This window comes from Rhodovibrio salinarum DSM 9154, assembly GCF_000515255.1.
Taxonomy (GTDB): domain Bacteria; phylum Pseudomonadota; class Alphaproteobacteria; order Kiloniellales; family Rhodovibrionaceae; genus Rhodovibrio; species Rhodovibrio salinarum.
Genome location: NZ_KI911559.1, coordinates 516,429 through 541,450 on the forward strand (window position 1 = coordinate 516,429; position 25,022 = coordinate 541,450).

The following is a 25,022-nucleotide window of genomic DNA, read 5'->3' on the forward strand; positions in this document are numbered from 1 at the left end:
CCCGCGCGCCCCGCACAGTGGCTGCGCCGGCCCGCCAGGCTTGGCTGAGATGAGGAAGCGAGCACCGGCGGCGGCCAGCTATGGCACCGGCCGGTCCACGAAGAGGAAGACGCGATGACCTACGTCGTCACCGAAGACTGCATCAAATGCAAGTACACCGACTGCGTCGAGGTGTGCCCGGTCGACTGCTTCTATGAAGGCGAGAATATGCTCGTCATCCACCCCGACGAGTGCATCGACTGCGGCGTGTGCGAGCCGGAGTGCCCGCCGGAGGCGATCATCCCGGACACCGATCCGGAAGCCGAGCAGTGGATCGAGCTCAATACCAAGTACGCCGAATTGTGGCCGAATATCACCCGGAAGAAGGACGCGATGCCCGAGGCCGACTCGTGGGACGGGGTGGAGAATAAGTACGAGGAGCATTTCTCCGCCGAGCCTGGCACCGGCGATCAGTAGGCCGACGGCTCTTCTCTATCGAACGGTGTTCTCTCCGGCCCGTGCTGCGGCATGGGCCGGAAGTGCTTTGTGAACGGGCTTGGGCGTGTCGGGTTCCGGGACTGGCGGGCATAGCAAAGGTGCGCCCGCCGTCTTGAGTGTCCCATTCAGCGCATGGCTGTGTTGTGAGGTCCGCCGGTCCGTATGCTGCGGCGCCACAAGACGCCCGGCAGTCGTGGGCTTTGCGCCCTCTTTCCTGGGGCGTGAAACCCGCCCGAAACGGGCGTTCTTCGCTGCGCGAACGTTGTCTGCCACAAAAAGGTAATGTATAACAGTGGACTGTTCGGCGATGGCGCGCGGAGTCTTATCCGCCTCGGCCTGCGCCACTGTCCGAACCGGGTTCCGCAACGCATCTTGCGTTCGCGGAATCGGCCAGATGCCATCCGCAGGTCGACCCGGTCGAGTTTGCCCGGTCGGCGTCTTTGCGGGTGTTGCATCGAAGCGGGGCTTGGCTCCCCTCACGCCGACCGACGCGACCGCGCCCAAGGGGGCGCACCCTTAAGGATCGCACGCGCCATCGCTGAAAGTCTTGAGGCCACGGCCGTTTCGAGCGGTTCCGTGACCCCGGCTTAGTATCGCGTTTTAGCGTCCCTCCAAGGGACGGCTGGCATGGCGTAGGCGTTAGCGGGGCTTGTGCGCACCGGCAACGGCGGGGGTGATGAGACCGGCCCCGGTGACCGGGGGCAGACGATACGGGCGGATACAGGCGCCGCATGGCGCGGAGATCAAACGGGCGCAGTGAAACACGCTTAAGGAATGGGATCGGACATGGCGACGGCCAACGCGAAGAAGAAAGATGTCCCCTTCAATACCGGCGATTACGTCGTTTACCCGACGCATGGCGTCGGCAAGGTGATGGGCCTGGAGACGACGGAAATCTCGGGCAGCGAGCTGGAGCTGATCGTCATCAAGTTCGACAAGGACCGCATGACCCTGCGTGTACCGGTGTCGAAGGCGAACAACGCCGGGCTGCGCAAGCTCTCGACCAAGAAGGTCATGGAGAACGCCCTGACCACGCTGAAGGGGCGCGCGCGTGCCAAGAAGACGATGTGGAGCCGTCGCGCCCAGGAGTACGAGGCCAAGATCAACTCCGGCGATCCGGTGTCGATCGCTGAGGTCGTGCGCGACCTGTACCGCGGTGAGGATCAGGGCGAGCAGTCCTACAGCGAGCGGCAGATGTACCAGGCCGCGCTTGAGCGCCTGGCCCGCGAGTTCGCGGCGATGGAGCACATCGACGAGCGCGCCGCGGCGGAGAAGCTTGAAGGCGTGCTGAAGGCGGCGTAACGCCGCTAGCGCGCAGCCTTCTGCGTGCGTGGTTTGGCTGCGCACGCGGGCTGCGCCTTATACCGCTTCCGCGACCTTTCGTGACGGGCCTGCGCGGGCTACAACGCCGGCGCGGGCCCGTTCGTTTCTGGCGGGGTCGCCTTTTGCCGCCGGCCCCGCGAGGGGCCGCCGTCCACCGCCGGAGTCCACAGCTGCTCCATGAGCCAACGGCGATTCGCCAGTCTGGAACGCGCGGAGCGTATCTGGGCCATTCCCGCCATCCACGGGGAGGCCGAACGCCTCGCGCGTGTTCACGACCAGATCTGGCCTGACCTCGCCCCCGGCGACAGGGTGGTCTACCTGGGGAACCTGATTGGTGGCGGTCTGGACCGGCAAGGCCACGGTGCGACCGCGATCTGCGCCACGCTGGACGAGCTGCTCGACTTCCGTCGGGCGGTGATCGCCATGCCGGGCGCGTTTGCCTGCCACGTTGTCTACCTGCGCGGGAGCCAGGAGGTGATGTGGCAGCAGCTGCTGCAGTTGCAGTTCACGCCGGACCCCGTGGCGGCGCTTAACTGGATGGCCCCGCGTGGCGTGCGCGCGACGTTGGAAGCCTATGGCGGCGACGTCGACGCCGGCCTGCGCGCGGCGCGGGCGGGCACGGTCGCGCTGACCCGCTGGACCGGGCAGGTTCGCCGGGCGATGCAGGCCCATCACGGCCATTCGGAACTCCTAGGGCGTCTGCACAACGCTGCCGAGACTGGGCCGGGGGGCGCGCTGTTCGTGCACACCGGCCTGTCACCCGACCGGCCGCTGGACCGCCAGGGCGATCTGTTCTGGTGGCATGGCGGCGGGTTTTCACGCCTGACCGGCGGTTACGGTGATTATGCCCGCGTCGTGCGCGGCTACGACCCCGGTGGTGGCACGCCCACGGACGAAACCCACAAATTGAGCCTCGATATCGGCTGCGGGCGCGGCGGGCCGCTCCAGGCCGCCTGCCTGGACCGTTACGGCCACGTGTTGGGCACGGTCGAGGGCTAGACGCGATCCGGTGCAGCCGGACGCTTTGTCTCAGCCAGCCCGGCTTGACCTTCCTGTTACGGGAAGCTCGATACCCGTTATTGATTGGACACGGGGGTCGGAGGAGACGTGTGATGCGGCGCACGGTCTGGGCGTTTTGTGCGCTTGTGCTCGCCGGTGTGGCGGCGCTCGGGGGCATGCGGTTGATCGGCGAGGGTGTGTCGGGCGGCACTCGCATGACGGCCGAGGACATTGCCGCGGGCCAACGACTGTATCAGGCGAATTGTGCCGCCTGCCACGGCGCCAACGGCCAGGGGCAGGCGAACTGGCGCCAGCGCCGGCCCGACGGCAAGCTGCCCGCCCCACCGCTCAACGGTGATGGTCATGCGTGGCATCACCCTGACGGCCAGCTGTTTGCCATGGTTGAGTTGGGCATCGAGGCGCTGGTGCCGGAGGGTTACCAGTCCGACATGCAAGGCTTCGGCGACCGGCTGAGTGATCGCGAGATCCGTCAGCTGCTGGCCTACGTGAAGTCGATGTGGTCTACCGAGAAGCAGGCCCGGCAGCAAAAGATCACCGCGCGGGCCCGCCAGGACTAACGCTGCTAACCCAGGGGTAGTCCGTGCGTGTACGCTGGCGGGGTAGGCACGTGCGAGTCCGGGTCGGTGACCGGGGCACCGTCAACCAGGCCGACCGGGACGTACCCGGCCCAGACCGGGGCGTCCATGTCCTCCGCGTCGTCTTTCGGGCCGCCCTGGCGCACCTTCGCAGCCACTTCCGTCAGCGGCATCGACAACACCGCCGTGGCCTTCAGTTCCTGGTCGGTTGGCGGGCGTAGCTCGTCCCAGCGCCCCGGTGCCAGGCGCTCCGTGAAGGCCTTGAGCGCCGCGAGCTTCTCGTCCCTGTCCGTAACCGCGTGCGCGGTGCCGTAGGCGACGACCGAGCGGTAGTTGAAGGTGTGGTGGAAGCCCGAGCGCGCGAACACAACCCCGTCCAACAAGCCGACGGAAACGCACACCGGCACCCCGCCCTGGGTCCGCTTGATCATCCGGCTGGCCGAGGAGCCGTGCCAATAAAGCCGCTCTCCGTGGCGCCAGTAGGCGGTCCAGGTCACATACGGTGCGCTGTCGAAAACGTAGCCGACCGCGCACTGCAGGCCCGCGTCGAGCACCGCGTGCACCGTCTCCCGGTCGTAGTGCGCGCGGGTGTTTGCCCGGCGCACCCGGGTGCGCTCGGTGGCTGGATAGTCGGTCGGTTCGGCGTTGGGCGTCTCTAGCGGGCTCATCGGCCTGATATCCTCTGACGGTCGGTGTGGGCACGGATCGTCAGGAGACCGGCAAAGTGGTTGTATCGGAAGGTCCATTCAGACTTTATTGATAGGACCAATTCTTGAAACCGGGAGACCGCCCGCGATGGCCCGCAGCGCCGACCGCGCGCCCCTGCTGGGGATCGCGCTCGATCCCGAGTCCGATACCCCGCGCCATCGCCAGCTCTACCGTGCGCTTCGGGCGGCGGTGCTGGCTGGGCGCCTTGCGCCCGGCGCGCGGCTGCCGTCCACCCGGGCGCTGGCCGACGAGCTGGGCTGTGCCCGCAACACGGTGGTGAGCGCGTTCGAACAGCTGTTCGCCGAGGGCTATCTGGAAGGCAAGGTCGGCTCCGGCACCTACGTCAGCCGGCAGTTGCCGGAGACGCTGCTGACGGCGGAGTCGAAGCCGGCGGCATGGGAACCGGCGCCGAACGACACCGCGCGGTCGCGTCGCCTGTCGGCGCGCGGGCAGCGCCTGGCCGCGCTCGGGCTGCCACGGCACCGCCGGCCGCGCGCGTTCAACCCCGGAGAGCCGGAGCTGGCGCAGTTCCCGTTCGACACCTGGGCGCGGCTGCTGCAACGAAGCTGGCGGGCGCCCGGGCGGGATCGGCTGATGCACAACCCGCCGGGCGGCGATCCGGCCCTGCGTCGGGCGGTGGCGGGCCATCTGAACCGGGTGCGCGGGCTCGACTGCACGCCGGAGCAGGTGCTGATCACGGGGGGCGCGCAGCAGGCCCTCGACATCGTCGCACGGCTCTTGTGCGATCCCGGCGACCGGGTGTGGATGGAGGAGCCGGGCTACCCCGGTCTGCGTGGCGCGCTCGCCGCTGCGGGAGCGGTGCCGGTCCCGGTGGCGATGGACGGCGAGGGGCTGTCGGTCGCGGCGGGCCGGGCCCTGGCGCCCGAGGCGCGCCTCGCGGTGGTGGCGCCCAGCCACGCCTACCCGCTGGGCACGGTGATGAGTCTCGCACGTCGCCTGACGTTGCTCGATTGGGCGTCCGAGATTGGTGGCTGGATCGTCGAGGACGACTACGACAGCGAATACCGCTACGCCGGCCAACCGCTCGCCGCATTGGCCGGTCTCGATCGTGGGCGGCGGACGATCTATATCGGCACCTTCTCCAAGGTGCTGTTCCCCTCCTTGCGCGTCGGCTACCTGGTGGTGCCGGAAGATCTGGCCGACCCGATGGCCCGTGCGCGCCGGGGGTTGGACGATCATCCCGGCAGCACCGTCCAGCCGGCGCTGGCGGCCTTCATCGAGGAAGGCCACTTCGCCCAGCACCTGCGCCGGATGCGCCGGCTCTACGCGGCCCGTCAGGAAGCGCTGCTGGAGGCCGGCCGCCGTCACTTGTCGGGGCTGCTCGCGTTGCAGCCCGACGTTGCCGGCATGCACCTGGTGGCGGGCCTCGACCCTGCGCTCGCCGCCCACGCCGACGATCGCCGGTGTGCTCACGCCGCCGACGCTCACGGCGTCGCCGCTCCGGCGCTCAGCGGCTATTATCAGGGGGCGCCCGACCGCCAGGGCCTGTTGCTCGGTTATGCCGCCGTCACCGAAACGGAAATCGCCCGCGCCGCCCACCGGCTGGCGCGGGCGCTGGAGACGCTGGTGTAGAGCGGCGTGCCGCGTCGCCTCGGCCCGCCGTGTCGCGGATAGCCTAGCGCGCGCCCGTCATTTTCACCGACAGGGCGTCATAGGCATCCTGCACCGGATCGCCGGCGAACAGATCCTGCGCATCGATCCCCATCTCCGCGACCAGCCGACGCTCGAACGTCCGGTGGTCCTCCAGCGAGCCATCGGCGCGGATGTGCCAGATCGCAAGGTCGCGCGCGTCCGGCCGGGCGGCGAGGTGGCGGCAGACCAGCGCGGTGCGGTGGCAGGCCATCGGCTCCTTTTCCGCGCACATCAGCGCCGGCACCTGCGCGCGGGCCAGCGTGACCAGCTCCCCCAGCGCCTCGACGAATCCGGGCCGCCCTGCGGCCTCGTCGAACGTGCGGCAGGCGCTATCCCGCTTGATCCCGCCCAGCTGCTCCCCGCGCCAGCGGTAGTCGATCCCGGCCTCCCGGCACGCACTTTCCAGCGCGTGCTTGCGGAACTGCGGATGCCGTTTGGAATAGGGCACCGTGCGCACGTCCACCAGCAGGTCCACGCCGTGCTGCCGCAGCAGGCCGAGGACGGTCGCGCTCTCGTGGTTGGAGTGGCCGAGGGTATAAAGGGTGGGCATAAGTGCTATTCTCCCGCGTGCAGATCGCCGCCGAGTCGCTTCCTGGAGTTGTTGTCGCCGTGCTGGAGAATGTCGTCTGGCCGCTTATCGTCACCGCCATCGCCGCACTCGGAGGACTTGTTTGGCGAAGCTGGCCGACCGTGCGCGGCTGGCTCAAGCGCCATGAGATTGTTGCCCGCGATCCGCACCGTTTCAACGTGCTGGTTGCCCGTTTGAATGGCGACGACGGGCGTAACAGCAATCGCCGACATATCGTCCGGTCCTTGCGGAAACAGCCTGGAATCGAGGTCGTGACCGACATACGGAGCTTTGCGGAGGTGGAGGCCGGAAGCGACACCGACCGGCTTGCCGAGGTCCGAGACTCCGTGAAGCGGCGTCTGCGTCACACTGGCTGCGACATTGCAATCTTCGGCGACGTCGTGGCCGCCAATCAGGCGCTTTATCTACACGTCGTGCCATCAAGCGAATCCAGCGCAACCGCCGACACCTATGCGCTCGAGAGCCAGAAGCTCGAACTGCCGCAGTATTTCGGCCCCGCTTTTTCAGAGGCCCTCTTAGGAACGGCGCTCGCCGCCACGGCTCCAGCCGTCGACACCGAAAGCCGTGCAAGTTACCTCGTAGAAACACTGCGCCCAGCACGCGATAAGCTTCAAACGCTAATGCGGTCGCCACCGGACGGTATGGCCGACACGATGCAGGCGTCTTTGCATGAAGCTTACGCGAATACGTGCCTCATATTGGGCGAGCAGTCTGGACGGTTAGAGGACATCGAGGAAGCTGTTCAAGCCTACCTCGCGGCGCTGGAGGTGCACACCTGCGAGCGCCTGCCATTAGGTTGGGCAGCGACGCAGAACAACTTGGGCAATGCGCTCAGGACACTAGGGCAGCGAGAAGAGGGGACGGCACGGTTGGAAGAGGCCGTAGCGGCCTACCGCGCGGCGCTGGAGGTGCACACTCGCGAGCGCCTGCCGTTGGGTTGGGCAGCGACGCAGAACAACCTGGGCAACGCGCTCAGCACGCTAGGAGAGCGGGAAGAGGGGACTGCACGGTTGGAAGAGGCCGTAGCGGCTTATCGCGCGGCGCTGGAGGTGCACACCCGCGAGCGCCTGCCGCTGGATTGGGGTATGACGCAGAACAACCTGGGCAACGCGCTTAGGGTGCTAGGGGAGCGGGAAGAGGGGATGGCACGGCTGGAAGAGGCCGTAGCGGCCTTTCGCGCGGCGCTGGAATTGTACGCCCGCGAGCGCCTGCCGCTGTGCTGGGCGATGACACAGAACAACCTGGGTAATGCGCTCAAGACGCTAGGTGAGCGGGAAAAGGGGACTGCACGGCTGGAAGATGCCGTGGCGGCTTATCGCGCGGCGCTGGAGGTGCGTACCCGCGAGCGCCTGCCGCTGGATTGGGGGATGACGCAGAACAACCTGGGCAATGCGCTTAGGGCGCTAGGTGAGCGAGAAGAGGGGATGACGCGACTGGAAGAAGCTTTAAGTGCGTATGACGATGCATTGAAGGTTTTAAGGTCCGATAGCGCTCCTGCTTATCACCAGGTCACCACCTGCAACAGGCAAGCTGTGGCCGAACTCATTCAGAGCCGATGCGGAGCCAACGTCTTAGGGGACAGTCTCTAGGCTAACTTCCTGGCCGGATCTTCCGACACGAAAAAAAAGAGCCGGGCACCCCGAAGGCGCCCGGCTCATCCGTAGCGTGTTCCAGCTTCGCAGGGTGGGCGGCGGTTACTCCGCTGCCTCGCTGCGGTTCTGGCGGTTCTCGATCAGGTCGTCGACCACGCCCGGGTCGGCCAGCGTCGAGGTATCGCCCAGGCTGGAGTAGTCGTCCTCGGCGATCTTGCGCAGGATGCGGCGCATGATCTTGCCCGAGCGGGTCTTGGGCAGGCCGCTGGCGAACTGCACCAGATCGGGCTTGGCGATCGGCCCGATCTCCTTCTTGCAGATGTCGACCAGCTCCTTGCGCAGCGCCTCGGTCTCTTCCTCGCCGGCGTTCAGGATCACGTAGGCGTAGATGCCCTGGCCCTTGAGGTCGTGCGGGTAGCCGACCACGGCCGCCTCGGCGACCTTGTCGTGCAGCACCAGCGCGCTCTCGATCTCGGCCGTGCCCATGCGGTGGCCGGAGACGTTGAGCACGTCGTCGACGCGGCCGGTGATCCAGAAGTAGCCGTCCTCGTCGCGCCGGGCGCCGTCGCCGGTGAAGTAGCGGCCCGGATACATCGAGAAGTAGGTCTGCACGAACCGCTCGTGGTCGCCGTGGATCGTGCGCATCTGGCCGGGCCAGCTGTCGGCGATGCAGAGGTTGCCATGGGTGGCGCCCTCAAGGTGGTTGCCTTCGTTGTCCACCAGCACCGGTTTGACGCCGAAGAAGGGCAGGGTGGCCGACCCCGGCTTGGCCGGCGTGGCGCCCGGCAGCGGGGTGATCAGGATGCCGCCGGTTTCGGTCTGCCACCAGGTGTCGACGATCGGGCATTTACCCTTGCCGATCACCTCGTGGTACCAGCGCCAGGCCTCCGGGTTGATCGGCTCGCCGACCGTGCCGAGGATACGCAGGCTGTCGCGGCTGGTCTTTTCCACCGGGCCATTGCCCTCGCGCATTAGCGCGCGGATCGCGGTCGGCGCGGTGTAGTAGATGTTGACCTTGTGCTTGTCGATGACCTCCCAGTGCCGGCTGGCATTGGGATAATTCGGCACGCCCTCGAAGATCACCGTGGTCGCGCCGTTCGCTAGCGGCCCGTAGACGATGTAGCTGTGCCCGGTGATCCAGCCGACGTCGGCGGTGCACCAGAAGACCTCGCCGTCGTGGTAGTCGAATACGTACTGATGGGTCATCGAGGTGTGCACCAGATAGCCGCCGGTGGTGTGCAGCACCCCCTTCGGCTTCCCGGTGGAGCCCGAGGTGTAGAGGATGAACAGCGGGTCCTCCGCGCTCATCTCCTCCGCCGGGCAGTCGCTGGAGGCTTTCTCCAGCACCTCGTGGTACCAGTGGTCGCGGCCGTCGTGCCACTGGATGCCGCCGCCGGTACGCTTGACCGTCACCACGGCCTGAACGGACGGGCAGTTCGCCACCGCCTCGTCGGTGTTCTGCTTCAGCGGAATCTTGCGGCCGCCACGCAGGCCCTCGTCGGCGGTGATCACCACCTTGGCCTCGGCGTCCTGGATGCGGCTGGCCAGGCTGTCGGGCGAGAAGCCGCCGAACACCACGGAGTGGACCGCGCCGATGCGTGCGCAGGCGAGCATGGCGGTCGCGGCCTCGGGGATCATCGGCATATAGATCGACACGCGGTCGCCCTTGCCGACGCCCAGGGCCTTCAGGCCGTTCGCCAGCCGGCTGACCTCTTCGTGCAGTTCGCCGAACGAGATGTGCCGGGCGTTTTCGCGCGGATCATCCGGCTCCCAGATGATCGCGGTGTCGTCCTTCTTGTGCGGCAGGTGCTGGTCGATGCAGTTGTACGCGGCGTTGGTGGTGCCGTCGTAGAACCAGCGGATGTGTACGTCGTCCGCGCCGAAGTGGACGTCCTTCACCTGGGTGAAGGGCTTGAACCAGTGAATGCGCTTGCCGTGTTCCGCCCAGAAGCCTTCGGGATCGTCGATCGACTGCTGGTACATCTTGTTGTACTTGGGCTCGTCGACCCACGCATTGTCCGCGATCTGCTGCGGCACGGGATAGGTCTCGACTTGACTCATGATTTCGGGCCTCCCTCCCCGTTTCGGGTTGTCGTTCGCCCATGGGACGGCGCCCTGGCCCGTGCCAAGGCCCGCATCTGGGCCTAACCGTCGGCGCGCCGGGACTGGGCGGCGCGCAGGCCATTGGCGGGTGTCACCGTCCGGCGTGGCTACCGGCGCTGAGCGCCGCTTTGTTGCTACGTTGGACGCGTAACGCGTTATTCAACCAGGTTCGATGGACGCGCCGCCTCTCGTGCAGGGTATTAACCCTGCTGTGCGACAAGTATGGCGCGGGCATACGGCGGTGCACAAGTGTGGGATGTGGCGGTGCCCTAAAGCCCGCCCATACGGCAGATTTTTTGCCAGCTCGCCGCGTCGATCGGCATGACCGACAGGCGCGACTGCTTGATCAGCGGCAGTTCCTGCAGCTCCGGCGTGGCCTTGATGCTCTTCAGGCTGACCGGATTGGGCAAAGGCTCGATCGCCTTGACGTCGACCATGCCGAACTTGCCGGCGGGGTCGGTCGGGTCGGGGTAATACTCCTTAACCACCTCGACGATGCCCACGATCCGCTTCTCGTTGACCGAGTGGTAGAAAAAGGCGCGGTCGCCCACCTGCATCGCCTTCAGGTTGTTCGAAGCCTGGTAGTTGCGCACGCCGTCCCACTCGGCCACCCCGTCGCGGACCTGATCATCCCAGGACCAAGTGCCGGGCTCGCTCTTCATCAGCCAGTAAGCCATTTATATCGTTCGCCGCCTGTCGTTCGCTCGGTTGACTCCGTGACCACCGCAGCGCGGGGGTTACGGGAAGACTTCCTTCCAGGGCTTGATCTCGACCTCCTGGAACAGGCCCGCGTGGTTGTAGGGATCCCCCTCGGCGAAGGCCTCCGCGTAGGCGCGGGTCGGGAAGTCCATCAGCAAAAGGCTGCCCACCGGCGTCTGCCCGTCCTCGCCCAGCAATGGGCCGGCGCAATAGACGTCCTGCAGGTGCTCGCGGATGTAGGCGAGGTGCGCCTCGCGCGTGGTCTGACGCAGCTCGCCGCTGTCCGGCTTGTCGACGCAGCGGATCATGAAGATCATCGCGTGTCGTACTCCCCTGAAAGTGTTCTTGGCCTCAAGCCCCCGGATAACCGGTAGGCGCGGGGCAGGCTAGCCGAACGAACGGGGCGGGGGAATGGGCGGCACGCCCCCCCCCCGTTAGCGATGTTCGCTCTTCAGCGGCCGGGCGAGCAGCGCGTCGATCGTGGCAGCGATCTCGGCCTCCTGGTTGACCACCGCGTCGACCGCCTGGGCGATCGGCATTTCCACGTTTAGGTGCTCGGCGAGCGTGACGGTGGCGCGGGCGGAGAAAACGCCCTCGGCGACCGACCGGCGGCTGCCGAGGATCTCCTGGATCGAGCGGCCCTTGCCGAGTTCCACGCCCAGCGAATGGTTGCGCGAGCCCGCGCCCACGCAGGTCAGCGTCAGGTCGCCCAGCCCCGACAGGCCGGTCACGGTCTCCGCCCGCGCACCCTTGGCAAACGCCAGGCGTGAGACCTCGGCCAGGCCGCGGGTGATCAGCGCGGCACGCGCGTTCTCCCCCAAGGCGCGGCCGTCGACGATGCCGCAGGCGATCGCGATCACGTTCTTGACCGCCCCACCGATTTCCGCGCCGACGACGTCGTCCGACAGATAGGGGCGGAAGGTCCGGCTGCCGATCGCGGCCGTCAGCGCGTCGCCCAGCACGGGATCGCGCGTGGCCAGCGTGACGGCGGCCGGCTGCCCCCGCGCGACCTCGACCGCGAAGGTCGGGCCGGACAGCACGGCCAGCGGCCAGCCGGGCAGTTCGGCTTCCAGCACCTCGCTCATCAGGGCGAGTGTGCCGTCCTCGATTCCCTTGGCGCAGATCACCAGCGGCACCTCGGGCCCGAGATTTGGGCGCAGTGCGCGCGCCATTGCGCGCAGGTGCTGCGCAGGCACGGCGAGCAGCAGGGCCTGCGCCCCGTCGACCGCTTCCTCCAGATCGGGTGTGGCCCAGATCTCCGAGCTCAGCGGGATGTCCGGGAGGAAGGTACGGTTCTCGCCCGTTTCGGCGATCTCCTCGGCGACCTCGCGTTCGCGCACCCAAAGCGTCACCTCGCGCCCGGCACGCACCAGCGCCTGCGCCAACCCTGTGCCCCAGGCACCGCCTCCGATCACCGCAAAGCGCTGCATGATGCGATCTTCCTACCGCGTTTGTTTGGGATGCCAGATGGAGAGGATATGGACACGCCCGGCCGTCGCGTCGTCGGAGAACACGTCATAGCGCACTATGTAGCGATAGCGCGGTTCAATGATTTCCCGGAAACCGCCGTCTTGGAGATGGCCAAGGCGCGGGTAGGAGGCTAGGCGGCGGGTTATTTCCACGACAGCGTTTTCGACTCTGTCCGCAGCTTCCGGATTATCGGCGCCGATGAAGCTTTGGATCGCCTCAAGATCGCGACGCGCCTTCCGTGACCAGATGACCCGCATGACAGAATGCCACTCAACATCTGGGTAGCAGCAGGGGGGCTAGTCGTTGTGCCGATGGCGGGCAGCTTGGCGCTCGCGGATCCAGGCTTCGATCTCTTCCTGCGTATAATGCCGTCCGGCGGCGAGGTCCGCGCGCGCTTCCTGGATCGCTGCCCATTCCTCCTGGGACAGGTCGTGGGGCCGTTCGTCATTGGGGACGATCGCGGGGTCTCGAGTCTTCTGCGGGTCGTTTGCCATACCGGCAATCCTATCATGGACTTCAAGCGCCCGTCAGCGACTCCAGGGGCCAGCGGGGGCGGGGGGCGAAGTCGAGTGGGTCGCTCAGGCCGAGCGCCAGACGTTCCAGGCCCGCCCAGCCGATCATCGCGGCGTTGTCGGTGCACAGCGCGAGCGGCGGGGCGACCAGGCGGGTGCCGCGCTCGGCTGCGAGGTTGTGCAGGCGGGCGCGCAGTACTTGGTTGGCGGCGACTCCGCCAGCGACCACCAGCGGCCCTGGCTGGCCGGTGTCGGCCTCGAACTGCGTCAGCGCGTGCCGGCAGCGGTCGGCGAGCACGTCCGCGACTGCGGCCTGGAAGCTGGCGGCGAGGTCGGCGGCGGCTTGGGCGTCGAACGCGGCCATCTGCTGGCGCGCCTGGCGCACGGCTGTCTTCAGACCGGAGAAGGAGAAGTCGCAGCCGGGTTTACCCGCCATTGGTCGCGGCAGTTTGATGGCCTGTGGATCGCCGGCGCGGGCCGCCTGTTCCACCGCCGGCCCACCGGGGTAGCCGAGGTCGAGCAGCTTGGCCGTCTTGTCGAACGCTTCCCCCACGGCGTCGTCGACCGTGCCGCCCAGCCGGCGGTAGCGGCCGACCCCCGCCACCTCGACCAGTTGGCAGTGCCCGCCGGATACCAGCAGCAGCAGATAGGGGAACGCCAAACCTTCGGTCAGGCGGGCGGTCAGGGCGTGGCCTTCCAGATGGTTGACCGCCAGGAACGGCAGGCCGCGTGCTGCCGCGATCGCCTTGGCGGTCATCGTGCCGACGAACACCCCCCCGATCAGCCCCGGCCCGCCGGTGGCAGCGATGCCGTCCAGCGAGTCAAGGCCGACCTCCGCGTCGTCGAGCGCGCGCTGCACCAGGCTGTCCAGATGGTCCAGATGGCTGCGCGCGGCGATCTCCGGCACCACGCCGCCGAACGGGCGGTGTTCCTCAAGTTGGGACAGCACGACGTTGCTCAGCACACGCCCCCGGCCCTCGCCGTCACGGACGACGACGGCGGCGGCTGTTTCGTCGCAGGAGGTTTCCACGGCCAGTACGATCATACCGTCGATTCTAGGCACCTGGGCCCGGCTGTGCCAGAGGACGGATACGCGGTGGACACAGGGTCGCGGCAGCAAGCGCTTGAACCCGATGCGTGCAGGTCATAGACAGTTTCCCATGGCACACGCGCACCGACCCCTGCGCCTGGGCACCCGCGGCAGTAAGCTCGCGCTCGCCCAGGCTTATGAAACCAAAGCGAAACTGGAAGCCGCGCACCCGGAGCTGGCCGCGGAAGGACGCATCGAGGTCGTCGAGGTCAAGACCACCGGCGACATCGAGCAGAAGCGTCGCTTGGCCGAGATCGGCGGCAAGGGGCTGTTCACCAAGGAGTTGGAGGACGCCCTGCATGACGGCCGGGTCGACGTCGCGGTGCATTCGATGAAGGACGTGCCGACCTGGCTGCCGGAGGGGTTGGAGATCACCACCATTCTGCCGCGCGAGGACCCGCGCGATGCTTGGTTCTGCGACAAGGCGGCGAGTATTGCCGAGCTGCCGAAGGGCGCCACGGTCGGCACCTCCAGTTTGCGCCGGCAGGCTCAGGTGATGGCACTGCGCCCGGATCTCTCGGTGGTCAATTTCCGCGGCAACCTGCAGACCCGCTTGCAGAAGCTGCGCGAGGGCCAGGTTGACGCGACCATGCTGGCATTGGCCGGTCTGCGCCGTATGGGCATCGCGGAAGACGCCACCGCCGTGCTGTCCACCGACGAATTGTTGCCGGCGGTGGCGCAAGGCGCAATCGGCCTGGAGATCCGCGCGGACGATGACTGGGCGCGCACGCTGATCTCAGCGATCGATCATGCGCCATCGCGCTTGCGTGTGGTGACCGAGCGGGCCTGCCTGGAGGAACTGGAGGGCTCCTGCCGGACGCCGATCGGCGTGCTGTGCGACTACACCGACGACGCCCAGCAGCAGATTCGTCTGCGTGCGCTTCTGGCGGAGCCGGATGGTTCCAAAGCCTGGCGGGCCGAGCGCGCTGGCCCGGTGTCGGAGGCCGACGCCCTAGCGCGCGATGCCGGTCGAGAGCTGCGCGCCACGGCCGGCGAGGAGTTCTTCCAGCGCCACGCGGACCTGTTCTAAGCCATGCGGGTGCTGGTCACGCGCCCGCGGGCGGACTCGGAAGAGCTGGTGACCGAGCTGGAAGCCCGCGGCCACCACGCGTTGATCGAGCCGCTTCTGGACATACGCGTACGCGACGTCGAGCTTGATGTCTCGGACGTACAGGCGCTCCTGGTCACTTCGGCGAACGGCGTACGTGCCTTTGCCGAGCTGTCTGGGGACCGCGACGTGCGTGTTCTTGCGGTCGGGGAAGCCAGTGCGGAGGCCGCGCGAAAGGCCGGGTTCGTCGGGGTTGAGAGCGCCGCCGGCGATGCCGAGGCGCTGGCTGACTTGGCGATCGACCGGCTCGATCCGGCTGACGGGCCGGTGCTGCACGCTGCGGGGACGGTTACGGCCGGCCGTTTGCAGGAACGGCTGAGCGCGGCGGGTTTCGAAGTCAGACGTACACCGCTTTACGAGGCCGTACCTGCCGAACGTCTCTCCCAAGAGACGCGGACGGCCTTGCAGAGTGGCACTGTTGACGCAGCCCTTTTTTTCTCTCCCCGAACTGCGAAAGTGTTTGTTACGCTTCTCGACGCAGAGGGGATCGTACACACCAGCGAGCGGGTTCGGGCAATTTGCCTGTCCGAAGCGGTCGCCTCGGCACTGCGGGACGGCGTGCGGCAGGGGCGTGCGTCCCGATCCGACGGGCAAGGACTGGACTCGACCGCCACCGCACAGGGGTTGCATTGGGCGGATGTACGGGTCGCCGAGCGGCCAGACCGGCAGGCATTGCTGGCGGCGCTGGACGCAATTGATACCGGGGATTCCGTCCAACCTTCAGATCACCCCGACGGCCGTTCGCCGTCGATATCGGGACCATCGCCCGCGCCATCCACGACGGCCCAAGCCGCGACGAAGGATGCCATGACCCAGCAAGACAAAGACGACAAGACCCCGTCCGAGCCGGAAAAGCAGGACAGCACCGTAGAGCAGGGCGGCCCTGAAGGCACGGACACGGACGCTGTCCAGGGCGTTGCTGCCAACACGGCCGAGACGAGCGAGCCCCAGGACGGCGAGACGGCCGACCCGTCCAACAACCGGGCACTCGCTGTCATCCAGCGCTTCGGGGGCATCCGCCCGATGGCGACCAAGCTGGGCGTGGCGGTGTCGACCGTACAGGGCTGGAAGAACCGGGGCGCGATCCCGGAATCCCGGCACGACGAGATCCTGGCGGCCGCGCATGCCAACAATATCAATCTTGATCGGGCGGTGCTGAGTGCCTCGGGCGAGGAGAGCTTGCGTGCCTCCCCGGCCGTCGGCAGCCCGTGGGGCGAGTCGGGCGACACGCCGGAAACGATCGAGGCCGAGGAGGTCGACCGCGACGATATGTCCGAGGAGGCGCCCGAGGACGCCGAGGTTTCCGAACCCGACACCCACGCTGCCGGGGCGGAAGCGGAAGCTTCCAGCACGGCCGAAGATCGCGTCGGCGCCGCGCCTGCAGCCGCTGCGACGCAGGCACCGCGTCGGTCGCGGGGCTGGTTGCCCGGCATGTTCCTCGGCGCGGCGATCGTGGTGGTCGGTGCCGGGGTCGCGATCTACACCCGCGACCTCTGGCAGCCCTATCTGCCGGGCGCGCAGGACCAGCAGGTGCAGCCGGCGAGTCAGCAAGCGCTGAGCGATCTGGAAGCGACGGTGTCCGACCTCTCGGGCCAGCTGGCGGATGTGCAGGATCGCCTCGAAGATGTGGGGCAGACCGCGCAGCAGGCTGCCGATACCGCGGAGAGCGCGGCGCAGCAAACCCAGAGCGCGACCGGCGGAGCTACGGCCGGTACTGGGTCCGAAGGGGCCGAGGGCGGCGGCCAGCAGGTCGCGCAGCTGCGCGAGCAGGTGGATCAACTGTCCAGTCGGCTGGATCAGGCGACCACCCGTCTGGAGACGCTCGCCAGCCGCGTTGAGGGAGGTGGTGCCTCTACCAGTGCGGCGACTGGCAGTGCCGAGAGCGGTGGTGGCGGCGAGTCCGCCCAGCGCCTGGACACACTGGCCAGCCGCGTCGATGAGCTTTCCAGCCAGGTCGAGCAGGTGAGCCAGACCGCTGCCACGCGCGAGACGGCGCAGTCGCTGACCGACCGGCTGAACGCCCTGGAATCCGAAACCCAGCAGCTGGCGCAACAACAGCAGGCGGCCCGCGCCTCCGCCGATGGCGGTGCCGGGTCCGCGGCGAAGGCGCTGGCGGTGGCGGAGTTGCGTGACGCGCTGCGTTTCTCCTCGCCGTTCGCTCAGCAACTGCAAGCCGCCCGGCAGGTGGTCGCCGGCGACAGCGCGCTGTCCGAGGCTCTGGACCAGTTGCAGCCAATGGCTGCCGAGGGGGTCCCGACCCGCGCCGAGCTCTCGTCCGCGTTCGACCGCGCGGCGGCCGAGGCGGTGGCCGCCGACATGGGGGCCTCGCAGGATGGCATGCTGGGCGGTGTGCTGCGCCGGCTGAACGACGTCATCACCGTGCGCCGGGTCGACGCGTCGGCCGAAGGCGACAGCGTCGACGCACGCCTTGCCCGGGCGCAGAACAAGCTGGCCGCGGGCAATCTGCAGGAGGCGGTCGCGATCGTCGAGCAGTTGCCCGACCCGGCCCTTGGGGAGATGCAGAGCTGGCTGGACCAGGCCAACAGCCGCCTGGCAGCCGAGACGGCGCTGTCGGAGCTGAGCAGCCAGCTGATGAGCGAGATCGCCGGATCGGCCACGGGCAACGGCGGCGATCAGGATGGGAGCGCGAACTAACCCATGACCCGCGCACTGATCTTTTTCGCCAAGGTTGCGATCCTCGTCTTCATCGCCGTCTGGCTCGCCAATCGGCCAGGAGACGTGCTGATCCAGTGGTACGGCTGGCAGGTACAGACGTCTGTTGCCATCCTGATCCTGTTCATCGTCCTGATCGCGGCGCTGTCGGCGATCAGCTGGCGGATGTGGGGCCGGGTCCTGGGGCTGCCGCGCGGCTTCAAGCGCGGCCGCAGCGATCGACGCATGCGCAAGGGCTACCAGGCTCTGACCCAGGGCATGGTGGCGGTTGCCGCGGGCGAGCCGGACGAGGCCCGGCGCCACGCCCGTCGCGCCGATACCCTGCTGTCCGAGCCGCCCCTCACGATGCTGCTGAGCGCCCAGGCCGCGCAGCTGAACGGCGACGAGCAGGCGGCCAAGCGCTACTTCTCGCGGATGCTGGAGGATGATGATACCCGCTTCCTCGGTCTGCGCGGCCTGTTACGCCAGGCCGAGCGGGAGGGCGATCTGCAAGGCGCGTTGGAGTACGCCCGCCAGGCTTACGACATCCGCCCGCAGACGCCTTGGGTGCTGAACAGCCTGTTCGATCTGTCGCTCAAGGCGGGCGAACTGGAGCGGGCGCTGGAGGCCGTTGAAGAATCGCGCAAGCGCAACCTGATCGACCGCGAGACCGCGCGCCGACGCCGTGCGGTGATCCTGACCGAGCTGGCCCGCAAGGCGCAGGCGGAAGGTAAGGCGGCGTTCGCCCGCGACTACGCCAAGGAAGCGCTTGATCTGGCGCCGAGCCTGGTGCCGGCGGCCAAGGTCCGCGCCCAGCTGATGATCGACGAGGACCGTGGTCGCGCCGCTGCCAAGGCGATCGAGAAGGCCTGGACGCACCAACCGCACCCGGATCTGGTTGCGCTCTACCTCAAGGCCCGCCCGGCCAAGACGGAGAAGGAGCGCTACGCCCGCGTCAAGCGCCTGACCGACAAGGCGCCGACCCACCGGGAAAGCGCGTTGGCATTGGGCCGTGCGGCGTTGCGGGCCGAGCAGTGGGCCGATGCCCGCCGTCATCTGGAGGCCGCGGGCGGCGAGCAGCCGAGCGAGGAGGTTTGCCGCGAACTGGCCGAACTGGCCGAGCGGCAGAACGACGACCGCGAGGCGGCGCGCGACTGGCTGCGCAAGGCGACCGAGGCGCCGGCCGATCCGGCGTGGCTGTGCACCACCTGCGGCGCCATGGCGGACGATTGGCAGGCGGTGTGTGGCCATTGCGGCACGTTCGACAGCTTCGCCTGGCAGACCCCGCCACGAGCCGGTGCCGGTCTCGCCGCCGACGAAACCCTGGCCCGCCTGGAAACCGCTGGCGAGGGGCAGCCGGATGTCGAGGATGCCGAGGCGACCGACGTGACCGGCAAGTCAGACGGGCCGCGCCAGGCGGCAAGCTAAGCGGGCAGCGCGATCGGCGACGACGGCGCAGACGTATTGGGCCGGCCTTGGCCGCAGGGCGCTTCTTCAATTGCATCGGACGAAGTGGAAGTCTGCCGTCGCGCTGGACGAACCGGTCCAAGACGACATTGGATATCGCCAACAAGGCCCCGCGCGATGGCGTTGACGCGCGCGCGGGGCTTGACTAGGTTCCGAACCGCCGAGTGACGATACGCTTGGCTATTTGTACCGGTGCACGCCGTGCACCGCGTGATCCGGGGCCGCGGTAGCTCAGCTGGCAGAGCAATGCATTCGTAATGCATGGGTCGGGGGTTCAAGTCCCTCCCGCGGCACCAGACCGCCCAAGGGCGGTTGGTTGAATGATCCCGTCAGCGTTGGATCGTCCGCGTGCTGCGCTCGCTGAGGCGGCTGCCTCGCGCCGACAGTACGGCTAATCGCGCCCGACCCACAGTGCACGCCAAAAGTGTAACGTAGTTAAAATTCGCGCCGTTGGTTGTATGTTAGGACTCTCCCTCAAGCAGCTTCGTTGCTGAGCGGAGCCGGCTGTGTGGAAAGGAGGCCTGGCATGCTCCCAGAATTCCTACCTAGCTGGGCCAGTTTGTTGCCGTTCCTGGCGGCGACCCTGGCCCTCAACCTCACCCCGGGCGCCGACATGACCTATACGATCGCCCGCAGCGCAGCCCAGGGTCCTGCGGCCGGCTACGCCAGTGCGTGGGGAATCGCCGTTGGATCGCTCGTCCACACGCTGGCGGCGGCTGCCGGATTGGCCGCCTTGATCCAGGCGAGTCCGTTGGCGTTCATCGCGGTCAAGTGGCTGGGCGCGGCCTATCTGGTTTACTTGGCAATCAACCTGATGCTGGCCAAGCCCGAAGCCGATGCCAAAGAGGTCGGCCGATCCGATAACTGGCGGGTGTTTCGGCAGGCGGTCATCGTCAACCTTCTCAATCCGAAGGTCGCCTTGTTCATGATCGCGTTCCTGCCGCAATTCGTCGAACCGGAGCGTAGTCCGGTCTGGCTGCAGATGATTGTGCTCGGCAGCCTGCTCAACATCGGCGGGATCATCGTGAATTCGACACTGGCCACGATCGTCGGGCTCGGTGCGAAGCGCCTGCACCATTCCCCGCGCGTCCAGCGCGTGATGAACGTGGTGTCCGGGACGCTGTTGGGCGGGTTGGCCATCCGGTTGGCGCTGGTCCAGCGGTGACGCCGTCGGTGCCCGTGCGGCAAGCCGTTTGCCGGACGGGCACCGCTGCGGCCTATGCGCTGCCGCCCGGGATGAACTCGGGCCGCCGCCGGAGATCGCGATACCAATCCAGCGCTTCCCGGACGTGCGACCGTATACCGTCGGCTTCGGGAAACCGGGCCAAACTTGGGGGGGCGCCTTGCTCGCGGCCGATCCCGCGGCTCCCCAGGACGTCCTGGTACCAATCGTCCTGATCTCCGTCGAGACGCCCGAGCCGCATCCGGCGCGCCGGCGTCCATTCCAGCACCGATGCCCGCCAGATCAGGCCCAGCCTTTCGAACAGCCGGGGCAGCAACACCCGCGGCCATTCCCTCAGGTCGCCGGCATCCACAAGGACGAAAGGCCGATCCACGCGCTCACAGAACGCGATCTGATCGATCAGGTCCGTCCAGCCAGTTTCCAGCAGCGGACCGCAAATGCAATTAAAAAGTGTTAATATTAATCAAAAATCTCGCTAAAATATACTGATCAAAGTTGCGTCCGTAACGGGCCCCGGTGCGTCGGCACCGGCCGAAACAAAAGTGTCATCTCGTTGTAGTAAAAGGTTTCGCAGCGGCGCTTAGGACTCCTGCCTGCAAAGCGGCGGCATCCAAGATCGCCGCGCGCCCGGCACCGGAGAGGGGGTGTCCGGGCCTTGCGAGCGCTCACTCCAGGGAAACGGAGTCATAACACCATGATGAAGAAGACCATCGCACTCGCCGCGGCCGTGGCGGCGGTGACCGCTCTGCCGAGCGGCGACGCTGCGGCCCAGGCGCGCGATCAGATCCGCATCGTGGGTTCCTCGACCGTCTATCCGTTCGCGACCTCGGTCGTGGAGCAGTTCGGTAAGGAAACCCAGTATCCGACCCCAGTCATCGAATCGACCGGCTCCGGCGGCGGCCTGAAGCTGTTCTGCGCCGGTGTCGGTGCCCAGCACCCGGACATCACGAACGCCAGCCGCCGCATCAAGCCGTCCGAGGTGAAGCGCTGCCAGGAGAACGGCGTTCAGAAGGTCACCGAGGTCAAGATCGGCTCCGACGGCATCGTCTTCGCCAACTCGGTTGAAGGCCCGAAGGTCGAGCTGACCACCAAGCAGGTCTGGCAGGCGCTGGCGGCCGAGGTCCCGCAGGACGGTGAACTGGTCGAGAACCCGTACGAGACCTGGTCCGACATCGACAGCTCCCTGCCGGACGCGAAGATCGAGATCTACGGCCCGCCGCCAACATCCGGCACCCGTGACGCCTTCAACGAGATGGCGATGCTCGACGGCTGCAGCGAGTTCGACATGCTCTCCTCGATGGACGAGTCCAAGATGGAGGAGATCTGCCTGACCTACCGTTCCGACGGTGCCTGGATCGAGGCGGGCGAGAACGACACGCTGATCGTTCAGAAGCTGACCTCGAACAGCAATGCCTTCGGCATCTTCGGCTTCAGCTTCCTGGACTCCAACCGCGACAAGATCCAGGCGGCCGAGATCAACGGCTATGCTCCGACGGTCGCGAACATCTCCGAGGACCGTTATCCGCTGAGCCGGAGCCTGTGGTTCTACGTCAAGAACGCCCACGTCGGCGTCATCCCGGGCATCGAGGCGTACGTGAAGGAGTTCACGAGCGACGCCACCTGGGGTCCGAACGGCTATCTGGTCGGGAAGGGCCTGATCCCGCTGCCGGATGAGCAGCGTGAGGAGTGGGCCAACAAGGCGCGCAACTTCGAGCCGCTGAACCCGGACGACATCGCGGGCTAAGCGGTCTCACGCGGCCCGCGTGACGATCGGACTGACGTGGCGGCGGCCGGACTGGCTCCGGCCGCCGCTTCCGCCTCGCTATTTCCTCATGCGATTTGTTTAGCCCCTTTCGCACCGACCCGAATTTCGATACCGACGCAGTTGACCTCAGGGCTCTCCGCGCTGCCGTCCCACGGGCGGGCACGAACGGCGGCGCACAGACCGGCTAATGTCCGGTGGGCCGACGATGAGGCAGCCCAACGCGATACAGCTGACCGCCAGCGCCAGGCCCCTTCCGGAAGCGGCGCGCGCGGCCGGCGCACAGCACCAGCGGGACCGAACGGTCGATGAACATCTCCGTCTTCCTCCTTACCCTGGTGGCCCTCCTGGCGTTCAGCTACTGGGTTGGCCGCCGGCGTGCTTACACCGTCTCGGGCGGGCACCCGGTCCACTTGCACTCCCTGCCGAGCTACTACGGTGGCTATCTGGCGCTGTGGTGCGGCCTGCCGGGGGTACTGCTCGCCGCCGGCTGGTTCCTGGTCGAGCCGCAGGTCGCCCAATGGGCGATGCTGCAGACGCTCGATCCTGCGACCAAGGACCTGCCGCCGCAGCGCCTGCAGCTGTTGATGACCGACATCCAGAACCTTGCCGCCGGCTACGGCATCTTCCGCGAGGTGACGCCGGAGATCGAGCGCGCGGCCGCCGCCTACAACGACGTGTTCGCGTTCGGGCGGTCGATCGCGTTGGTCGCCGCCCTGTCGCTCTCGGTGATCGGGCTTGGCGTCGGCCGGCGGTTCATCCGCACCGATCTGCGCGCTCGGAACAAGGTGGAGCGGGTGATCACGATCGTGATGATCGTGGCGTCGACGATCGCGATCATGACCACGATCGGCATCGTGCTGTCGCTCCTGTTTGAGGCGGTGCGCTTTTTCGGCCGGATCCCGATCGACAACTTCCTGTTCGGCCTGACCTGGGACCCGCAAACCGCGATCCGCGAGGACCAGGTTGCCGCGGAAGGCGCGTTTGGTGCGGTGCCGTTGTTCACCGGCACCTTGCTGATCACCGCGATCGCGATGGCGGTGGCGGTACCGGTCGGACTGTTTTCGGCGATCTACCTGTCGGACTACGCGCCCAAGCGGATCCGCGGCAGCGTCAAGCCGTTGCTGGAGATTCTGGCCGGTGTCCCGACGGTGGTGTACGGCTTCTTCGCCGCTCTGACGGTGGCGCCGTTCATCCGCGATACCTTCGGCGGGCTCGGTCTCTCGGTCTCCAGCGAATCCGCGCTCGCCGCCGGGGCGGTGATGGGCATCATGATCATTCCGTTCGTCTCTTCGCTGTCGGATGACGTCATGAACGCCGTGCCGCAGACGCTGCGCGACGGCGCCTATGCGATGGGCGCCACACAGTCGGAAACGATCAAGCAGGTGGTCTTCCCGGCCGCACTGCCGGGCATCGTCGGGGCCATCCTGCTGGCCATTTCGCGCGCCATCGGCGAGACCATGATCGTGGTGATGGCCGCGGGCTTGGCGGCTAACCTGACCGCCAACCCATTTGAGGCGGTCACCACCGTGACCGTGCAGATCGTCACATTGCTGACCGGCGACCAGGAGTTTGACAGCGCCAAGACCCTGGCGGCCTTTGCGCTCGGCATCACGCTGTTCGCGGTGACGCTGGCGCTCAACGTCGTGGCCCTCCACATCGTTCGGAAGTACCGCGAAAAATATGAGTAGCACCTCGAACACCGCCGACCTGTCCGTGCGCCGGCCGGATCTGTCGGCAGCGCGCCTGCGCAAGCGCTACGCCGCCGAACGCCGTTTCCGTCTCTACGGGGTGATCGCCGTGGTGACGGCGGTCGGCATGCTGGCCGTGCTGCTGGCCAGTATCGTGCTCAACGGCTACACGGCCTTCTGGCAGACCCAGATGCAGCTGACCGTGACGCCGACGGCCGAGCAGATCGGCCTGGAAGGCGAGCCGACGCCGGAGAACCTGCAGGAAACCAACTTCAGGCCTGTCGTCTACGATGCGTTGTTCGCCCTTTTCCCGGATGTAACCGACGAACAGGCGCGGCGCGAGCTGCGCGGCTTCGTCTCCGGCGCGGCGGCGCGCACCGTGCGTCAGCAGGTGATCGACAATCCCAGCCTGCTCGGCACCTCGTTCGATGTCTGGGTCAAGACCGACGACAAGATCGACATGCTGCAGAAAGGTTATGTCGATCGCGATCTGCCGCCCGACCGCCGTCTGCTCGACCCCAACTTCATCGCTTGGCACGACCAATTGGCCGAACAGGGCCGGGTGGATGCCTTCTTTAACACCAGTTTCTTCACCGGCTCCGACAGCCGCGAGCCGGAACAGGCGGGCATCCTGTCCTCGACCGTGGGCTCGTTCCTGACGCTGTTCGTCACCCTGCTGCTGTCCTTCCCGATCGCGGTGCTGGCGGCGGTCTACCTCGAGGAGTTCGCGCCGAAGAACAAGCTGACCGACCTGATCGAGGTGAACATCAACAACCTCGCGGCGGTGCCTTCGATCGTGTTCGGTCTGCTTGGCTTGGCGGTGATCATCAACTTCTTCGGCTTCCCGCGCTCCAGCCCGCTGGTCGGCGGTATCGTGCTGTCGCTGATGACGCTCCCGACGATCATCATTTCCGCGCGCTCGGCGCTGCGCGCGGTCCCGCCCTCGATCCGGGAGGCGGCGCTCGGCGTCGGCGCCTCGCGCATTCAGACGGTGACCCACCATGTGCTGCCGCTGTCGCTGCCGGGCATCCTGACCGGGACGATCATCGGCATGGCCCAGGCGCTGGGCGAGACCGCCCCCTTGCTGATGGTCGGCATGGTCGCCTTCATCGTCGAGGTGCCCACGGGCATCACCGACGCGTCGACCGTGCTGCCGGTGCAGGTCTTCCTCTGGTCGACCAGCCCGGAGCGCGCCTTCATCGAAAAGACCTCCGCGGCGATCATGGTGCTGCTCGCCTTCCTGATCGCGATGAACGCCACCGCCGTGCTGCTGCGCAAGAAGTTCGAGCGCCGCTGGTAGGCTCCAACGCCAAGGAACGTACGACGCGATGACCGAAGTCCAGACTCC

The 25,022-nt window shown here is 67.3% G+C and carries 23 protein-coding genes and 1 tRNA gene; 14 read left to right on the forward strand and 10 right to left on the reverse strand.

What is annotated here, in order from left to right:
- The first annotated feature begins 114 nt into the window (after positions 1-114).
- The 4 genes from fdxA (at position 115) to RHOSA_RS0102420 (ending at position 3,377) form a co-directional block, all read left to right on the forward strand.
- Positions 115-456, forward strand: coding sequence for a ferredoxin FdxA (gene fdxA, locus RHOSA_RS0102405; RefSeq protein WP_027287441.1), 342 nt, complete (start codon positions 115-117; stop codon positions 454-456).
- An 807-nt stretch (positions 457-1,263) separates the two neighbouring features.
- A complete protein-coding gene (locus RHOSA_RS0102410) occupies positions 1,264-1,779 on the forward strand; it encodes a CarD family transcriptional regulator (RefSeq protein ID WP_027287442.1) in 516 nt (171 codons plus the stop codon).
- A 198-nt stretch (positions 1,780-1,977) separates the two neighbouring features.
- Positions 1,978-2,799: a hypothetical protein gene (locus RHOSA_RS0102415; RefSeq protein WP_027287443.1), complete on the forward strand. Its 822-nt coding sequence runs from the start codon at positions 1,978-1,980 to the stop codon at positions 2,797-2,799.
- A gap of 113 nt (positions 2,800-2,912) precedes the next feature.
- On the forward strand, positions 2,913-3,377 hold the full coding sequence (locus RHOSA_RS0102420; protein WP_027287444.1) for a c-type cytochrome: 465 nt from the start codon (positions 2,913-2,915) through the stop codon (positions 3,375-3,377).
- A 5-nt stretch (positions 3,378-3,382) separates the two neighbouring features.
- Here RHOSA_RS0102420 and RHOSA_RS19875 read toward each other — a convergent pair whose 3' ends face one another.
- Complete coding sequence (locus tag RHOSA_RS19875) at positions 3,383-4,063, reverse strand: pyridoxamine 5'-phosphate oxidase family protein (protein WP_051431713.1); 681 nt, start codon at positions 4,061-4,063, stop codon at positions 3,383-3,385.
- 127 nt (positions 4,064-4,190) lie between these two features.
- On the opposite strand from RHOSA_RS19875, the gene pdxR reads away from it, so the two are divergent.
- The gene (gene pdxR, locus RHOSA_RS19880; RefSeq protein WP_037255565.1) at positions 4,191-5,696 is read left to right on the forward strand and encodes a MocR-like pyridoxine biosynthesis transcription factor PdxR; all 1,506 of its coding nucleotides are present in this window, start codon (positions 4,191-4,193) and stop codon (positions 5,694-5,696) included.
- Between the two features lie 43 nt (positions 5,697-5,739).
- Here the strand turns inward: pdxR and RHOSA_RS19885 are convergent, their stop codons facing one another.
- Positions 5,740-6,306 carry a DUF488 domain-containing protein gene (locus RHOSA_RS19885; protein WP_037255568.1) on the reverse strand — a complete coding sequence of 189 codons (567 nt, stop codon included), beginning with the start codon at positions 6,304-6,306 and terminating at the stop codon, positions 5,740-5,742.
- 17 nt (positions 6,307-6,323) lie between these two features.
- On the opposite strand from RHOSA_RS19885, the gene RHOSA_RS23915 reads away from it, so the two are divergent.
- Complete coding sequence (locus tag RHOSA_RS23915; RefSeq protein ID WP_156092471.1) at positions 6,324-7,934, forward strand: tetratricopeptide repeat protein; 1,611 nt, start codon at positions 6,324-6,326, stop codon at positions 7,932-7,934.
- Between the two features lie 105 nt (positions 7,935-8,039).
- Here RHOSA_RS23915 and acs read toward each other — a convergent pair whose 3' ends face one another.
- From acs to tsaD, 7 genes are all read right to left on the reverse strand, one after another.
- Positions 8,040-9,998: an acetate--CoA ligase gene (acs, locus tag RHOSA_RS0102450; RefSeq protein WP_027287446.1), complete on the reverse strand. Its 1,959-nt coding sequence runs from the start codon at positions 9,996-9,998 to the stop codon at positions 8,040-8,042.
- Between the two features lie 311 nt (positions 9,999-10,309).
- Positions 10,310-10,717: an EVE domain-containing protein gene (locus tag RHOSA_RS0102455; protein WP_027287447.1), complete on the reverse strand. Its 408-nt coding sequence runs from the start codon at positions 10,715-10,717 to the stop codon at positions 10,310-10,312.
- Positions 10,718-10,777: 60 nt separating this feature from the next.
- Positions 10,778-11,056, reverse strand: coding sequence for a YciI family protein (locus RHOSA_RS0102460; RefSeq protein WP_027287448.1), 279 nt, complete (start codon positions 11,054-11,056; stop codon positions 10,778-10,780).
- Between the two features lie 117 nt (positions 11,057-11,173).
- Complete coding sequence (locus tag RHOSA_RS0102465; RefSeq protein ID WP_027287449.1) at positions 11,174-12,169, reverse strand: NAD(P)H-dependent glycerol-3-phosphate dehydrogenase; 996 nt, start codon at positions 12,167-12,169, stop codon at positions 11,174-11,176.
- Positions 12,170-12,181: 12 nt separating this feature from the next.
- On the reverse strand, positions 12,182-12,466 hold the full coding sequence (locus RHOSA_RS0102470) for a type II toxin-antitoxin system RelE/ParE family toxin (protein WP_027287450.1): 285 nt from the start codon (positions 12,464-12,466) through the stop codon (positions 12,182-12,184).
- Between the two features lie 39 nt (positions 12,467-12,505).
- Positions 12,506-12,703, reverse strand: coding sequence for a hypothetical protein (locus tag RHOSA_RS0102475; protein WP_027287451.1), 198 nt, complete (start codon positions 12,701-12,703; stop codon positions 12,506-12,508).
- 22 nt (positions 12,704-12,725) lie between these two features.
- Positions 12,726-13,766: a tRNA (adenosine(37)-N6)-threonylcarbamoyltransferase complex transferase subunit TsaD gene (gene tsaD / locus RHOSA_RS0102480; protein ID WP_027287452.1), complete on the reverse strand. Its 1,041-nt coding sequence runs from the start codon at positions 13,764-13,766 to the stop codon at positions 12,726-12,728.
- Between the two features lie 115 nt (positions 13,767-13,881).
- Between tsaD and hemC the strand changes: the two genes are divergently transcribed.
- The 5 genes from hemC to RHOSA_RS0102505 all read left to right on the forward strand — a co-directional run bounded on the left by hemC (position 13,882) and on the right by RHOSA_RS0102505 (position 20,203).
- Entirely contained in the window at positions 13,882-14,841 is a 960-nt protein-coding gene (gene hemC, locus RHOSA_RS0102485) for a hydroxymethylbilane synthase (RefSeq protein ID WP_027287453.1), read from the forward strand.
- A 3-nt stretch (positions 14,842-14,844) separates the two neighbouring features.
- Positions 14,845-17,574 carry a uroporphyrinogen-III synthase gene (locus RHOSA_RS24980; protein WP_051431715.1) on the forward strand — a complete coding sequence of 910 codons (2,730 nt, stop codon included), beginning with the start codon at positions 14,845-14,847 and terminating at the stop codon, positions 17,572-17,574.
- 3 nt (positions 17,575-17,577) lie between these two features.
- A complete protein-coding gene (locus RHOSA_RS19900; protein WP_051431716.1) occupies positions 17,578-18,999 on the forward strand; it encodes a heme biosynthesis protein HemY in 1,422 nt (473 codons plus the stop codon).
- Between the two features lie 259 nt (positions 19,000-19,258).
- Positions 19,259-19,334, forward strand: a tRNA-Thr gene (locus RHOSA_RS0102500).
- A gap of 230 nt (positions 19,335-19,564) precedes the next feature.
- Positions 19,565-20,203, forward strand: coding sequence for a LysE family translocator (locus RHOSA_RS0102505; RefSeq protein ID WP_037255571.1), 639 nt, complete (start codon positions 19,565-19,567; stop codon positions 20,201-20,203).
- Between the two features lie 52 nt (positions 20,204-20,255).
- Here RHOSA_RS0102505 and RHOSA_RS0102510 read toward each other — a convergent pair whose 3' ends face one another.
- Positions 20,256-20,540 (reverse strand): hypothetical protein, encoded by a 285-nt coding sequence (locus RHOSA_RS0102510; protein ID WP_156092473.1) that lies wholly within the window; start codon positions 20,538-20,540, stop codon positions 20,256-20,258.
- Positions 20,541-20,915: 375 nt separating this feature from the next.
- Here RHOSA_RS0102510 and RHOSA_RS0102515 point away from each other — a divergent pair, with 375 nt between their 5' ends.
- The 3 genes from RHOSA_RS0102515 (at position 20,916) to pstA (ending at position 24,974) form a co-directional block, all read left to right on the forward strand.
- Complete coding sequence (locus RHOSA_RS0102515) at positions 20,916-21,965, forward strand: PstS family phosphate ABC transporter substrate-binding protein (protein WP_027287456.1); 1,050 nt, start codon at positions 20,916-20,918, stop codon at positions 21,963-21,965.
- A gap of 326 nt (positions 21,966-22,291) precedes the next feature.
- Positions 22,292-23,674 (forward strand): phosphate ABC transporter permease subunit PstC, encoded by a 1,383-nt coding sequence (gene pstC, locus RHOSA_RS0102525; RefSeq protein WP_027287457.1) that lies wholly within the window; start codon positions 22,292-22,294, stop codon positions 23,672-23,674.
- Positions 23,667-24,974 carry a phosphate ABC transporter permease PstA gene (gene pstA / locus RHOSA_RS0102530; RefSeq protein ID WP_037255575.1) on the forward strand — a complete coding sequence of 436 codons (1,308 nt, stop codon included), beginning with the start codon at positions 23,667-23,669 and terminating at the stop codon, positions 24,972-24,974. Before pstC ends, pstA begins: the two co-directional genes overlap by 8 nt.
- Positions 24,975-25,022 lie beyond the last annotated feature (48 nt).

Excerpts from the sequence above, each read along its gene's own strand:
- RHOSA_RS0102470 (WP_027287450.1), bottom strand. The coding sequence starts at position 12,466 with ATGCGGGTCATCTGGTCACGGAAGGCGCGTCGCGATCTTGAGGCGATC.
- pstC (WP_027287457.1), top strand. The coding sequence starts at position 22,292 with ATGAACATCTCCGTCTTCCTCCTTACCCTGGTGGCCCTCCTGGCGTTC.
- RHOSA_RS0102455 (WP_027287447.1), bottom strand. The coding sequence starts at position 10,717 with ATGGCTTACTGGCTGATGAAGAGCGAGCCCGGCACTTGGTCCTGGGAT.
- hemC (WP_027287453.1), top strand. The coding sequence starts at position 13,882 with ATGGCACACGCGCACCGACCCCTGCGCCTGGGCACCCGCGGCAGTAAG.
- RHOSA_RS24980 (WP_051431715.1), top strand. The coding sequence starts at position 14,845 with ATGCGGGTGCTGGTCACGCGCCCGCGGGCGGACTCGGAAGAGCTGGTG.
- RHOSA_RS19900 (WP_051431716.1), top strand. The coding sequence starts at position 17,578 with ATGACCCGCGCACTGATCTTTTTCGCCAAGGTTGCGATCCTCGTCTTC.
- tsaD (WP_027287452.1), bottom strand. The coding sequence starts at position 13,766 with ATGATCGTACTGGCCGTGGAAACCTCCTGCGACGAAACAGCCGCCGCC.
- RHOSA_RS0102410 (WP_027287442.1), top strand. The coding sequence starts at position 1,264 with ATGGCGACGGCCAACGCGAAGAAGAAAGATGTCCCCTTCAATACCGGC.
- pdxR (WP_037255565.1), top strand. The coding sequence starts at position 4,191 with ATGGCCCGCAGCGCCGACCGCGCGCCCCTGCTGGGGATCGCGCTCGAT.
- RHOSA_RS19875 (WP_051431713.1), bottom strand. The coding sequence starts at position 4,063 with ATGAGCCCGCTAGAGACGCCCAACGCCGAACCGACCGACTATCCAGCC.
- RHOSA_RS0102515 (WP_027287456.1), top strand. The coding sequence starts at position 20,916 with ATGATGAAGAAGACCATCGCACTCGCCGCGGCCGTGGCGGCGGTGACC.
- fdxA (WP_027287441.1), top strand. The coding sequence starts at position 115 with ATGACCTACGTCGTCACCGAAGACTGCATCAAATGCAAGTACACCGAC.
- acs (WP_027287446.1), bottom strand. The coding sequence starts at position 9,998 with ATGAGTCAAGTCGAGACCTATCCCGTGCCGCAGCAGATCGCGGACAAT.
- RHOSA_RS0102420 (WP_027287444.1), top strand. The coding sequence starts at position 2,913 with ATGCGGCGCACGGTCTGGGCGTTTTGTGCGCTTGTGCTCGCCGGTGTG.
- RHOSA_RS19885 (WP_037255568.1), bottom strand. The coding sequence starts at position 6,306 with ATGCCCACCCTTTATACCCTCGGCCACTCCAACCACGAGAGCGCGACC.
- RHOSA_RS0102475 (WP_027287451.1), bottom strand. The coding sequence starts at position 12,703 with ATGGCAAACGACCCGCAGAAGACTCGAGACCCCGCGATCGTCCCCAAT.
- RHOSA_RS0102415 (WP_027287443.1), top strand. The coding sequence starts at position 1,978 with ATGAGCCAACGGCGATTCGCCAGTCTGGAACGCGCGGAGCGTATCTGG.
- RHOSA_RS0102505 (WP_037255571.1), top strand. The coding sequence starts at position 19,565 with ATGCTCCCAGAATTCCTACCTAGCTGGGCCAGTTTGTTGCCGTTCCTG.
- RHOSA_RS0102465 (WP_027287449.1), bottom strand. The coding sequence starts at position 12,169 with ATGCAGCGCTTTGCGGTGATCGGAGGCGGTGCCTGGGGCACAGGGTTG.
- RHOSA_RS0102460 (WP_027287448.1), bottom strand. The coding sequence starts at position 11,056 with ATGATCTTCATGATCCGCTGCGTCGACAAGCCGGACAGCGGCGAGCTG.
- pstA (WP_037255575.1), top strand. The coding sequence starts at position 23,667 with ATGAGTAGCACCTCGAACACCGCCGACCTGTCCGTGCGCCGGCCGGAT.